This window comes from Candidatus Aquicultor sp. (assembly GCF_054640775.1).
Map to the genome: position 1 here is coordinate 1 of NZ_JBTSLF010000083.1, position 12,127 is coordinate 12,127.

Sequence of the window (12,127 nt, forward strand, 5' to 3'; positions counted from 1 at the left end):
CTCTTCCTTCACCGCAAGCTGCTGGGCGTACCCCGCAGCCGTTTGGATCGCCGCTACGATTTTTTCCGATTCGACCGGAACTTCGATCGCCTCGACCACGTTGGCCTTTATCGCGGCCACCTTAAGCCGGTCGGTCAGATTAAACGTAAGAATAATACAGCCTATTGGATGCTCGGCCGTGAGCTTTTTTACAAAAACCGTCGAGATATCCGAGCCGATGCCGGGTCCGATGATAAGAACCTGCGGATGCTGTGTCTCTATCAGCATTAACGCCTGGTTCAAATCAAGTGCGGGGGCCGTTAGCTCAATGTCGGTCCTCTCCTCCAACATCCGCTCGATCTCTTCTGCGAATCGTCGATCGGGATCGACGAGCGCTAATTTAATCATCCTCATCACCTTGACTTAAACTAACTAACTCTTGCTATTTAAAAACAGTTTAAAGTGTCTGCATGACCGATTTATCGGACTTGTCGTCTCCAGAGCGGCGCAATCCTAGCCATATATGGCCCTTCTCGGCCGCAAATACAAGCTTCTCGGCGTTCATAGAAGAGACCGACAGCGTCACGGTTCTCTTCCCTACACTCGTCTGCTGGCCGCCTTTCATGAAACCGCCGCCCTTTTCGCCGGTAGTCGCATCTGGCGTCGCCAAAATCTCGACATTTTGCAACATGATTTTCGTCATGTCCGTATCCGAGCTGGGGCTGAACGTTGCCAGCACATCCACCCGGTTCCCCGGCTGCAGTTTTCCGCCAACGCCGGTTATTTCATCGACCGCAATAGAAACGGCGATATGACCCTCGGGGATTTTATAGGTGAGGCCCGCCTCGGTTTCCTTTTTAAAATTGGCCCGGGTAAGCTGCTCTCCCTTTACCAAATCGGATGACAAGACTTTATCCGAGTAGCCAGCCATCGATGTGAGAGCGCCCTCGACCACGTATTGCTTTGGGATCTTCTGAATCGCTATAAAGCCGCTCGCAACCATCTCACTCATCGAAGCCCCGGCCTCAATGGATTTCTTGGCCACCGCGACTTCGACAAGCCTCTGGCCTTCGGTGACGGACGATCTCAGCGACGCGATATAGTAAGCTGCCCCTGCTGTTGCAACCGCTGCAAAGACTATTGATACCATTACAATCATCAAACGAGATTTCACTTTCTTTTCCTCCCTTTACTCAACCAACCAAATCGTATCGATCCCATAGTATGCCTCAGGCGATGGTCCGGGAACGCCCTTGACGACCGTCCCATCGGTAAAATAGCCGCTTACGGTCTTGGGGTTGCCTGAAAAATCCATACCGGTCATCACGAACTCAGCAAAGCCTACAACGTGGTACTTACCAGGGCTTCCACCACCCTCGGTATAGCTATAGACCGGAACGATTATCTTTGGCTTTGTGCCTTTTCTCCATTCCAACGCGGCCTTTAGGCTATCTTTCATACCGGTTCCGTTGGCTACATCACCTGCATAAACGTATTCCGGGTAACCGTCTCGGATCCATGCATCGAATTGAGGAACACCGCTGTTTCCGTCATTGAAGTCGCAAAGCCAGAAATATCCGCGCTGTGCGCTCCCGCCTGTGCTCGCACTTTGGGTCTTGCCGTTGTCGGTAGTCAAATAGGCGGTATTAGTGATCGAGCCGACAGAACCGGATGTAGCCATCACAGAGAACCGCATCAACCGGTAATCACCAGGCTGGATACCACTAAAGCTCCAGGTAATCTGCTTAGAAGAGGGGTCGTACGAACCACCGTTGGTAACCGACCCGCCATCATACACCGTCCCGGACGGTATCCCGTCACAAACGGTTATATTCTCAGGCTTGTTGCCTTTATTGTTATAGGTGATCGTGTAGGTGATAATATCGCCGCTCGCTGATTGTATGATGCTAAACGGATCAAGCGGCCTATCTTCACCGATGTCGAACGTCCCTGCACTGGCTTCACCCGTATAATCAGCTACTTTCTGAAGCGGCACGATAAAAGGTGCAAGGTTCGCAACACCGTTTGCCGCCCCCAGAGCAGCAGTCGACTGTGCCTTTACCCTAGCGGTGCTCTTGTTCACAATGCTTGCAAAAAATATAGTGCGCTGCGTGCTCGCAGCAACGCGCACCCGGGCAGACTCCGGGAAATCGACCGTTATTTGCGAAGGCGAAACGTTCGCGTTAGATGATACATACTCGATTGCCCTGGAGGTCGCTTCGGAGACCGATTTTCCTTCGGCCAAGTCCATAGCGGCCGCAAGCGCAGCCGAATCGGTGCTCGTCTGCAGCTGCCTTCGTTCCTGATAGAGCAGGCCGATATCCACTACGACTGCAACGCTTAAGACAAGCGCCGTCAACGCAGCCGCAATGACTATCATGACTACCCCTCGCTCTTCTCTTAAACGCTCAATCGCCTTCATGGGCTTTATCCCTTTTCCCTCAATCTCGTCCTTCACAATTCGACATTCGAACTTCGCAATTCGCAATTCCGTTAGTACTCGATGCGCATCCGCGCCTTGCTGGAAAGATGGACTGTCTTTACATCAAATAAAGGTATGTTCAACGGTCTATCGAGAGTAACCTGTACTTCAACCGGCTCCCCATGTTCTGCGCCACCACCGGGATAGCCGATAGATATCGAGCTTGGGGATACCGGATATGCCCGCTGCCTTATTTCAGCCTCGCTGTATTCACCAACCGCCGCCATACGCGCCCCTTCTCGGGCTGCATGCGTGATGGCCAGGTAATCGCGATACGTGAGGCCGAACTCAAGAATTCCGAATAAGATAAGGATCAATACCGGGAGGATAATCGCAAACTCAACTGAGCTTGCCCCCCGTTCGTTTTTGATGTTTTTATAAAGACGTAATAATCTGCACATACTAACCACTTACCAAACACTCATGAACCGCTTATAAATCACGCGCTTCTTGTAATCGCTTCGAGAAGTAGGCCCCGTGCTGTTCAACACGGGGCCTGTTTGAGGTGATGGAGATCCACTAACCGAGATTACTTACAACTGTCTGGAATGCTGCGTCAATCTTACCGCCCAGCGTCACTACCGTTCCGATAATGACCGCTGCGATAAGGGCAACCATTATGCCGTACTCGACTGCGGTTGCGCCGTCCTCTTCCCTAAGATACGAAGCTAATTTTCCGTAAAACCATACTAACATTGTTATACCCTCCTAAAATCTTAACGAGACTCTTGATTGCTTTTGAAAAACGTTCCACATCCCTACTCTTACGTCATCGCTATTCCATTGTTTCCGTTTCCTGCTGCCTGCTGCCAACCCCCTTCCGGTTAGATAACCACGCTAGTGGCTGCTTTCTAACCGTTACTCTACGTGCGCTTCTGTACTCCTTGTACAGTTATCGGTTGGCTTTTCCGCTTTCTTTAGCATAATTTTGGTATATTTTGGATTATTTGCGGTATCTTGTACTATTTGTGCAGTTGCTGGGGAAAATTTTTTGCCGCGGGGAGCGGGCATTTGTATGCCCGCTAAATGGCCTTCGCGTCGGCATAAAGCCAACTGAACTTCCCCTTCGGGATAAGCTGCAGCTCTTCCATCTTCTTAACCATCAACGGTTCGCTTACTCCGAACAGCTTCGCCAGGAACTTGTGATCGTTGAACCAGCTGTAGGCTTCACGTTGTATAAGACGCGTCGGAATGCAAAGCTCCAGGGCAAAGACATCTGCCTCGCGATGATGGTATTCCTTGTCCGGCCTTCTCTGGTATTCCAGCTCCTGGTTGTGGAGACGGAAGTGGCCGAGTTCGTGCGCGATCGCGTAGCGTTTCTGGGTCTCCGGCATCATCTTATTGACAACGATGTAGAAATCTTCGTCGTAGCGGGTTAGCATACCGTAAAACCAGCTATCGTTCGACATCTCAATAATCTCGATACCGAGCTTGCCCGCGATCGCTCGCACATTAATGGGAGGATCCACGATTTTTAACTCTTCAATTAAGGAATTGGCTTGGTCTTTGATGTACAGGTGCGTGTAGATAGGCATTGGGTACCACCTTAAATCTTACCCTCGGCCCTCCGTTTGGCTTTGATGATCTCGAGAACGTCGAGCATTAAGCGACGTTCTTCTTCAGAGAAATTCGGGTCCGCCATCAAGAGAGCTTCAACACTAACGTCTTTCTTGTTGTCCTGGGCGACGGCCTCCCCCATGAGCCAGCCGATCGATACATCGTAGAAATCCGCGAGCCGCTTAAGGCGCGGCGTCGGAATCCTGCGACGTCCGTTCTCGTACATGGCGAGAATTGACTCTTTGAATTCGCCTCCGGTCAAGTTCTCGACATCTTTCCGGCTCAGGTCTCTGCTTTCCCGTACATGTCGTAAACGCCAACCGACATCGTTCTCGTACATTTCTCAACCTCTACTAATAGTACGGTTTCCATTATCTGCCATCAACCCGTAAGCTATCTATCGGCAGTTTTACGCAGGACATTTAGGATAAATTACAAATATTGGTAATTCGCACTTATTGTGCATTTACAGTACTACTATAGCAACTTGACGCACCCTTTGCAACCGGTTATAAGCGAATCGGTGAAAAGGTGAAGAGAGGCAGGTGAAAAGGCTTCATCATCAGCTTATCCAACAAGTATCTGTTTGATGTCCTTCTCGAGTTCGGGACGGGTTACTAGGAGGATATTGTCCCCTGCGTGGATCTCTGTTTCGCCATGGGGAACGGCAACAGTGGAATCATGCAGCACTGCGACCGCCACGACATTCGGGGGAAGCCCGATTTCCTTTATCTTGCGGTCTTTTGCAGGTGAATCGGCAGGCACTGTGACCTCGATCAACGAGAGTTCTCCCACGCTGAGTTTAAGCAAAGTGAGGACTTCGCCGAGGGAGATCTCTTCTGACAGCAGTTGTAATATTATCTGAGGGCTGCTCACGGCCGCGTCGATACCCCAGCGTTTTGTGAAGAGCCACTGATTGCGGGGGTCGTTCACCCGCCCTATTACCCTGGGGACCTGGTATACCTGCTTTGCGAGTTGGGCTATGACGAGATTTGTCTCATCGTACCCGGTTACCGACGCGACGATATCCGCACGCAAAATGCCTGCTTCTTCGAGTTTTCTGGGATCGGTCGCATCCCCCGCATAGGTGGTTATATTCGGCTTCCCTTCAAGTTGGGCGAGATGCTTCTCGTCGACATCGATGGAGCCTATCTGGTTTGACTCGCTAAGATTTAACGCCAGGTAGCGACCGACCTTGCCGGCGCCGGCGATCAATATATACATCGTGCATCCTCCTTACGCAACCGCGCTTATAAACTCCTCAAGCTGGGAAACCGCGCCCCTGCCGACGGCGATTCTTGCAACATCGCCCTCCTCGAAAACCGTCCCCAACGTGGGGATGAAAGACCTTCCACGCCTGGTGATAACAGATACTTGCAGCTCGCCCGGGATCGTGATGCTATCGACCGTTCTGCCAAAAAGGCCCACAGGCACCGCGACTCTCACCAGTTCGACCTCGCCGTTTCCAAAGCTCAGCTGTACGTCCAATGCGCGATGGAAGATCAGGTCCTCGATTTTGTTCACAGCCCAGGTGGTCGTCGACACTGTTGAGACGCCCAGGCGCTCATAGATGTTAGCCCGTATCGGGTCGTAAATACGCGATACGACCCGTGGCACATAATAGACTTCTCTTGCAATCCTGGCCGATATGATATTGAGATCGTCCTCACCGGTAACCGAGACGAACGCATCGGCATTTTCAATTCGCGCCGTAGTGAGAGTTTGCTGATCCATGGCATGGCCGGTTATCCGCTCGCCGGTAAACGTCTTTGCGAGCCGCCTGAAGGATTCCGGATTGTTATCGACAACGGTAATATCGTGTCTATCGAGCCAGAGGGAATTCGCCAGCTCTGAACCCAGGCGCCCGCAGCCAACTATGATAATTCGCAAGGTAATCACCTCTATTTCGTTTATACCTAAAACCCGCGTTCTTTATGCGGCCTGACGGCGCCTTACCGCTTCGGCTTCGTCAGGCGTCAACGGCTCCCGCTCATAGTATGTTCTCCTGGTGGGAGGCATTCGCCTGCGCATGTATGCTTTACGCAGCTCATCGGCGATGAATACTATCACACCAAACGAGAGTGCCAATAGCCACTCCACGATACCGAGCGGTCTCAGCCCGAAAACATTCTGCAAAAACGGCACGTAGAGGAGCGCCGCAACAAGTACAAGCTCAAATATAACTCCATAGATGATCCAGCGGTTCGAGAAAATACCGATTGAGAGTACCGAAGCTCTGTTGGTTCGCGTTGCGAACACCGTTCCGACCTGCGTACCGATGATGCCAAGGAACGTCATCGTCGTGGCGGTCAGATACAGCTCAAACAGCGGGCTTTGCGGGTTTGAGATATCGGGAGTTGCGAGCGTCCACCCACCACGAACTAAAACCCAAAAAAACGCGGCCAACACAAGTGCCGCCTCGATCAATCCCATGAAAAGGTATCCTCGCACTAGGAGTGGTCTGTCGATGATACCCTCACCTCTCTTTCGAGGCGGACGCTCCATAACGCCCGGCTCTGCCGGCTCAACACCCAATGCGAGTGCGGGCAAAGTCTCGGTTCCTAAATCGATCGCGAGAATCTGCAAAACTGTTATCCCAAGCGGTATGGCGCCGCCAGACACGACAAAGAGAATAAACGGTATGATCTCGGGCGTCAGGTGGGCGAAAATGTAGGTAACGAACTTCTTGATGTTGTCAAATACGCTGCGGCCTTCTTCAATTGCTGCAACGATGCTTGCAAAGTTATCATCGGTAAGCACCATCTCTGAAGCCTCTTTGGCAACATCAGTTCCGGTAATTCCCATCGCTACACCGATATCGGCCTTCTTTAGGGCCGGCGCGTCGTTGACGCCGTCACCGGTTACCGCAACTATCTCACCCTGATCTCTAAAAGCGGTAACGATTTGAAGTTTGTGCTCCGGCGCAACGCGTGCAAAGATGATCTCGCCTCCATAGAGTGCCGCCGTGAGGTCCTCCTCAGACATGGTATCCAGCTCCGAGCCCGTTATAATCCGGGGATTGTCCCCTTTGATAATTCCAATTTTACGTGCGATAGACTCGGCTGTGAGCCCATAGTCGCCCGTTATCATAACTATTCGAATGCCAGCATGTTGCGCCACAGCTACAGCGTGCTCTACCTCCGGGCGGGGCGGGTCCTGCATTGCCATAAGACCAAGGAACACCATGTCTCTCTCAACAGTTGCGGCCGTAAAACCACCTGTTGGGGCTATATCACGGTACGCTATCGCGAGAACCCGTAACCCCCGCCGCGCAAAATCATCGTTAGCCCTGACTATCTCGTCCCGGACTTCATTTGTAAGAGGGACGACCTCGCCGTCGAGACGAATGCGGTTGCTCAAATCAAGCGTCTCTTTGGGAGCCCCTTTAACGCATGCTATATCAATGCCGTTAACCTCGTGGATGCTTGACATCCTCTTGCGCGCAGACTCAAACGGTATGAGGTACACGCGCGGGAACTTTCGCAGCTCCTCCTCGATATTAAAACCTGCTTTTCGGCATGCGGCGAGAAGTGCGGCCTCGGTTGGATCACCGACAATACTCCAGCCGCGCCTCTCATCACCTGGTGGCAGCAACCTCGAAGTAGTGCAAAACGACGCCGAACGCCACAGCATGTCGTAGTGCCGTAGCTCATCGGGGCTTAACTTGCAACCGTTGTCATAATAATCGCCAACCGGCTCATACCCAACGCCAGCGACATCGAGGACTTTTCTACTGACCCAGATCTCGCGCACGGTCATCTCGTTTTGCGTGAGCGTACCGGTCTTATCGGTACAGATAACGCTGGTCGAACCAAGGGTTTCTACGCTGGATAGCTTCTTGATAAGCGCATGTTTCCTGGCCATTCGCTGAACACCAAGGGCAAGAGAGAGCGATAGCGTAGGAAGCAAACCTTCCGGAACGTTAGCGACAATAATGCCGATGGCAAAAAGCAAGCTTGCGGTAATTCCAAGATCGGTGACAAAAATGGCTATCCCAAATAGTACGAGTCCTAACCCAATCGCAATGTAGGCGATCAGCTGGGCGGCCTTTGCAACTTCTTTTTCTAGCGGACTCAACTCTTTACTGATTGCCTGCGTTAACTGCGCAATTTTTCCAAACTCCGTGTTTTGCCCGGTTGCGTACACGACAGCCCTGCCCGAGCCGGTCGCCACACTTGTGCCTGCAAACACCAGGTTAGGGGCCTCGGTTATATGGATATCCCGCAATACCGTATCGACAGCCCGGCGCGCCGGTGCCGACTCTCCGGTAAACGCGGCATTTATCGTGCGCATCTCAAATGCGTCGATAAGCCTGCCGTCGGCAGGTATGTTGTCGCCCTCTTCGAGCACCAGTATATCGCCAGGGACAACTTCTTCAGATAAGATTCGCTTTACCTCGCCCCCACGCAACACTTTCGCATAACTTGGAAGCAGCTGTTTAAGGGCTTCTGTTGCTTTTTCGGCTTTAAACTCCTGGAAGAACGCAAAAATCGCATTCACTATGATGACCACGAATATCGCATACGCAAGCTCGGGAAGCCCGGCGATTAGTGCAAGTATGCCGCCTACCCACAAGAGAATCGCAAGCAGGTTATAGAGATTAGCCAGGAAGCTAAAGATGAGGGACCGTCGCTTCGCCTCGGGGAGCTTGTTGGGCCCATACTCTTGTAGCTTCGCCGATGCTTGCTCGTCAGTGATACCTCTTGGAGAGGTTTCTAGCTCACGGTAAGCATCTTCTGCTGTCATCCGGTACGGCTGCATAAAACCATCCTCGGTCTGTTGAACATATACGTAACTATGTACCCAGACGCGGGGAGAAATAGCTTGAATTGATCAGGTAAGCTTAAGAGTCCTGATGAGTTAATTCGATGACTGCAGATAGCTTATAATGCCCTTGGCTATGCCGTCGGCAATAAGCTGCTGGTAGGATGGACTGTTGAGGAGAATGTCCTCCTCGGGATTAGAAAGAAACCCGGTTTCGACCAGTACTGTGGGAACCTTGGACCAGTTGAATCCGGTTAAGTCACCGCGGGCAACAATGCCGTTGTCTTTATGGTCGGTCGTCACGACAACGTCATCTTGAACTATCCGGGCTGCTTTGAGGCTCTCTTTATATATCGGGCCGGTCCATTTGTTGAGCGCGGGGTAGAGTGTCGAGATACCGTTTACTTTTGCATCAGCGGCGCCGTCCGTGTGAATCCTTACAAATAAATCGGCGTGGGCTTTATTGGCTATCGCGGCGCGTTCGATGTTGCTAAGTTTTACGTTATGCGTCGTCCTGGTCATAATGACTTTGATGCCGCTCGCCTCTAGTTTCGCTTTTAGCAGCTTTGAAACCGCAAGCGTGATCTTATATTCCGGCGTCCTCGATTTTATACCGCTCGCTCCGCCGGTCACTTTCTCTTTCATCTGAGTGGCCCCCGGACCAATCGGTTCACGCGATAAATCGGCTTTGCTCTGATGACCGGGGTCGATCACTACGACCTTATCGGTTAGGCAACACGATGGTGTGATCGCAGGCGATGGAAGCGGTTTCGGATTATCTTTTATGCTGATATCCGACTGTTCCACTTTGGTGCCCTGGCCGTATTTTCTACCACCGCTCACCTTGATGATAATTGTGTCCCCTGCGCTTACCTTCTTGTTGGGAAGCGGTCTTTGGGTAACAACATGATCGATAGGATAGATCTTACTCTGAACCCACCTGTCGATTTTTATCTTTAACCCAAGCGAACGGGCGGTCGATTTCACTTGCTCAAGGTCGCGCCCCACGAAAGCGGGTACAGCGATGCGCCCGTCATCTATTACGGCACCGCGCGACGAAATGACCTTATACCCGGCAACAGAAGCTGAAGCTATAAGCACAACGGCCATCGCGATGATAAAGATAAGTTTGAATCGTGGGTTCTTAAAAGAGAAAAGACCTATCATTTCCTTAGTCCTTTATGCCAACTAAGATAATAATAGTAGTATCGGCATGCTAAAGCATTGTTCTTCACTAAATTTACTTAAATAAATATTTAGCAAAGTTGAAATAGAGGCGTTTCTCACCTGTTTTGGCGAGCTAGTCGTGCAGTGCGTTGACAGGTGACCTCGACATGATATAATACCAATTGCGCGGGTGGTGAGGTAAAACTCGTCCATACGTATTTTTAGACTCACGTCCGAGTGGCGGAATTGGTAGACGCGCTAGGTTGAGGGCCTAGTGGCCGCTAAGGCCGTGCTGGTTCAAGTCCAGTCTCGGACACACCAAGGCTTACAGAACATCTGTAAGCCTTTTTTCTTACCCCTGAAGCCATCACAACAGGGCGTTTATTTGAATTGTCCCTGAAATAATCGTAAACTAATTAAAAACATAGAGGTAGGCGCCGGAATGTTAGAAAAGACTGAGCAGCAAATTGTTTCGACAAGCGGACAGGCTTATGTGCGGTGTAGCAGTTGCGGATTCAGGCAGAGCTTGCAGCCGTCCGATTTAAGCGACCCGACCAGTATTGTGTGCAGCGGGCCGGATTGTGAGCATACGTTTTCCGCAAAAGACGGGCTTAAGCACGCGATCATATCGGATAACGACTTCATGGCATGGTGTTTTATCAGCGACACCATGATATCCGGGCAGGATGCTATAACCATCGGAACCGCTAAGGAGATACGGCTGGAAGCACCCCTAAAGGTCGCCAAGAAGGTATTCATCGTGCAGGTAACGCCTCTTGAGCCGGGGGTTCTCGCCTACTTTGAGCACAAGTTTATTCCCCCGGATAACCTCATTATTCTCAGCTCGGGCGCAAACGACCTCGTCGGCGTGGAATGCGAGGTCAAGTGGGTAGTCTATGCGGATACTAAGAGTGAGACCAAAGAGGCATGGCGAGAGTACCTGCAACACGCCAAGGAAAGTCTTATCCATGAGGATTATCAAAGCGCTATCGTCGAGGCTGAGATAGCCGTTGAGGTCACGATAGCGGCCGTTTTGTGGGAGCTTCTTACAAAGCGCAAGAAACTGGAGGACGATGTTGCCGAGTGGATATTGAACAAAGTCCAGGCGGCAAGCGAGCGCGCTAAACGGGTTGCCGAACTCGCTATAGGAAAGAAGATATCCGATATCGATCCAATCATATACAAAAGCTGGGTTAGAGACGTCGCGCAAAAGAGAAACCGCATCGTCCACCAGGGTGAGATCGCTACAAAAGAAGAAGCGATAAACGCGATCGAGGCGGCGTTCGAGTTTATCTGGCTTTTGCTGGAGCTAATAGACAAGCATCCCATCAAGGCCAGACCCTAGCCGGCCTCCTGGGGTATTAGTTTGAGGACGACGACTGCGATATCGTCTTGAGGTTTACCGCTTACGAAATCTTTAGCTATATTTACCAGCCCGAGTGCAACTTCTTGAGAACCTTTCCCGCGAATTATCTTGTTAAGCTCCTCAATCATCACATCCTCCCCCAGAAGCTGGTTTTTACGGCGGGCTTCGGTCAAGCCATCCGTATAGAGAATTACGCCATCACCCTTGGAAAGGATTATCTCGCTCTGCTCGTAGACGATATCTTCCAATACTCCGAGCGGTAGATTGCTTTCGTCGCAGCAGAAGACGCACTTGTTCTTAACCCAGATGATTATTTCAGGATGCCCGGCGCGGGAGACGATCATCCGGCCGGTGCCCGGATCAAGGGTTCCGTACATCATGGTCACGAACTGGTTGAGACCGAGCTGCCGGCAGATGACCCTGTTGGCCTCGGTCAGGATATGCGCCGGCGAGAGCCCCTTGTACGCAAAGGCCCGTATCGTACTCTTAACCATCGATGTTATTGTCGCCGCCTCAAGCCCCTTACCTGAGACATCTCCGATCAAGATACCGACAGTGCCGTCACCAAGCTCAAACAAGTCGTAAAAATCACCGCCGACCTTTGCGACTTCCGCCGCCGATTCATATATCGTGCCTATCTCAACCCCGGGAAGGTGTATCGGAGCCGTAAGAATGGCTTGCTGAAGCGTCTCTGCTATCCCGTGTTCGCGCTCATATGCTTCGGCCCTTTCGATCCCTATGGCGACCTGTGCACATAACGCGACAAGCAACTCCTCATCGCTCTCTGTGAGGTTGGAGCCGTCTTTCTTGTC

General features: G+C 51.5%; 13 protein-coding genes and 1 tRNA gene. 2 read left to right on the forward strand and 12 right to left on the reverse strand.

From position 1 onward, the window contains the following. The 11 genes from ACYC56_RS08120 to ACYC56_RS08170 form a co-directional block, all read right to left on the reverse strand. Positions 1-387 (reverse strand): response regulator (locus ACYC56_RS08120; RefSeq protein WP_461373678.1); only part of this gene is annotated, 387 nt, incomplete at its 3' end. Between the two features lie 49 nt (positions 388-436). Further along, a complete protein-coding gene (gene cpaB, locus ACYC56_RS08125; RefSeq protein ID WP_461373679.1) occupies positions 437-1,153 on the reverse strand; it encodes a Flp pilus assembly protein CpaB in 717 nt (238 codons plus the stop codon). 15 nt (positions 1,154-1,168) lie between these two features. After that, complete coding sequence (locus ACYC56_RS08130; RefSeq protein WP_461373680.1) at positions 1,169-2,437, reverse strand: pilus assembly protein TadG-related protein; 1,269 nt, start codon at positions 2,435-2,437, stop codon at positions 1,169-1,171. A 35-nt stretch (positions 2,438-2,472) separates the two neighbouring features. Further along, positions 2,473-2,862 (reverse strand): TadE/TadG family type IV pilus assembly protein, encoded by a 390-nt coding sequence (locus ACYC56_RS08135; RefSeq protein WP_461373681.1) that lies wholly within the window; start codon positions 2,860-2,862, stop codon positions 2,473-2,475. Positions 2,863-2,980: 118 nt separating this feature from the next. After that, positions 2,981-3,157, reverse strand: coding sequence for a Flp family type IVb pilin (locus ACYC56_RS08140; protein ID WP_461373682.1), 177 nt, complete (start codon positions 3,155-3,157; stop codon positions 2,981-2,983). Positions 3,158-3,483: 326 nt separating this feature from the next. Continuing rightward, on the reverse strand, positions 3,484-3,996 hold the full coding sequence (locus ACYC56_RS08145) for an ImmA/IrrE family metallo-endopeptidase (protein ID WP_461373683.1): 513 nt from the start codon (positions 3,994-3,996) through the stop codon (positions 3,484-3,486). Positions 3,997-4,007: 11 nt separating this feature from the next. Then, on the reverse strand, positions 4,008-4,358 hold the full coding sequence (locus tag ACYC56_RS08150; protein WP_461373684.1) for a helix-turn-helix domain-containing protein: 351 nt from the start codon (positions 4,356-4,358) through the stop codon (positions 4,008-4,010). A gap of 227 nt (positions 4,359-4,585) precedes the next feature. After that, positions 4,586-5,242 carry a potassium channel family protein gene (locus ACYC56_RS08155; RefSeq protein WP_461373685.1) on the reverse strand — a complete coding sequence of 219 codons (657 nt, stop codon included), beginning with the start codon at positions 5,240-5,242 and terminating at the stop codon, positions 4,586-4,588. 12 nt (positions 5,243-5,254) lie between these two features. Beyond that, a complete protein-coding gene (locus ACYC56_RS08160; RefSeq protein ID WP_461373686.1) occupies positions 5,255-5,908 on the reverse strand; it encodes a potassium channel family protein in 654 nt (217 codons plus the stop codon). 42 nt (positions 5,909-5,950) lie between these two features. After that, positions 5,951-8,779 carry a cation-translocating P-type ATPase gene (locus ACYC56_RS08165; protein ID WP_461373687.1) on the reverse strand — a complete coding sequence of 943 codons (2,829 nt, stop codon included), beginning with the start codon at positions 8,777-8,779 and terminating at the stop codon, positions 5,951-5,953. Positions 8,780-8,878: 99 nt separating this feature from the next. Further along, a complete protein-coding gene (locus ACYC56_RS08170; RefSeq protein ID WP_461373688.1) occupies positions 8,879-9,949 on the reverse strand; it encodes an N-acetylmuramoyl-L-alanine amidase family protein in 1,071 nt (356 codons plus the stop codon). Positions 9,950-10,180: 231 nt separating this feature from the next. On the opposite strand from ACYC56_RS08170, the gene ACYC56_RS08175 reads away from it, so the two are divergent. Together ACYC56_RS08175 and ACYC56_RS08180 are read left to right on the forward strand one after the other, a co-directional pair. After that, positions 10,181-10,265: transfer RNA gene (locus ACYC56_RS08175), tRNA-Leu, on the forward strand. Positions 10,266-10,391: 126 nt separating this feature from the next. Next, positions 10,392-11,294 (forward strand): hypothetical protein, encoded by a 903-nt coding sequence (locus tag ACYC56_RS08180; RefSeq protein WP_461373689.1) that lies wholly within the window; start codon positions 10,392-10,394, stop codon positions 11,292-11,294. Here ACYC56_RS08180 and ACYC56_RS08185 read toward each other — a convergent pair. Continuing rightward, positions 11,291-12,127 (reverse strand): PP2C family protein-serine/threonine phosphatase (locus ACYC56_RS08185; RefSeq protein WP_461373691.1); only part of this gene is annotated, 837 nt, incomplete at its 5' end. The two genes, ACYC56_RS08180 and ACYC56_RS08185, sit on opposite strands and share 4 nt — an antisense overlap.

What these genes read in the sequence shown, in the direction of transcription:
- ACYC56_RS08135 (WP_461373681.1), bottom strand. Translation starts at nt 2,862, where the DNA reads ATGTGCAGATTATTACGTCTTTATAAAAACATCAAAAACGAACGGGGG.
- ACYC56_RS08140 (WP_461373682.1), bottom strand. Translation starts at nt 3,157, where the DNA reads ATGTTAGTATGGTTTTACGGAAAATTAGCTTCGTATCTTAGGGAAGAG.
- ACYC56_RS08145 (WP_461373683.1), bottom strand. Translation starts at nt 3,996, where the DNA reads ATGCCTATCTACACGCACCTGTACATCAAAGACCAAGCCAATTCCTTA.
- ACYC56_RS08150 (WP_461373684.1), bottom strand. Translation starts at nt 4,358, where the DNA reads ATGTACGAGAACGATGTCGGTTGGCGTTTACGACATGTACGGGAAAGC.
- ACYC56_RS08155 (WP_461373685.1), bottom strand. Translation starts at nt 5,242, where the DNA reads ATGTATATATTGATCGCCGGCGCCGGCAAGGTCGGTCGCTACCTGGCG.
- ACYC56_RS08165 (WP_461373687.1), bottom strand. Translation starts at nt 8,779, where the DNA reads ATGCAGCCGTACCGGATGACAGCAGAAGATGCTTACCGTGAGCTAGAA.
- ACYC56_RS08170 (WP_461373688.1), bottom strand. Translation starts at nt 9,949, where the DNA reads ATGATAGGTCTTTTCTCTTTTAAGAACCCACGATTCAAACTTATCTTT.
- ACYC56_RS08180 (WP_461373689.1), top strand. Translation starts at nt 10,392, where the DNA reads ATGTTAGAAAAGACTGAGCAGCAAATTGTTTCGACAAGCGGACAGGCT.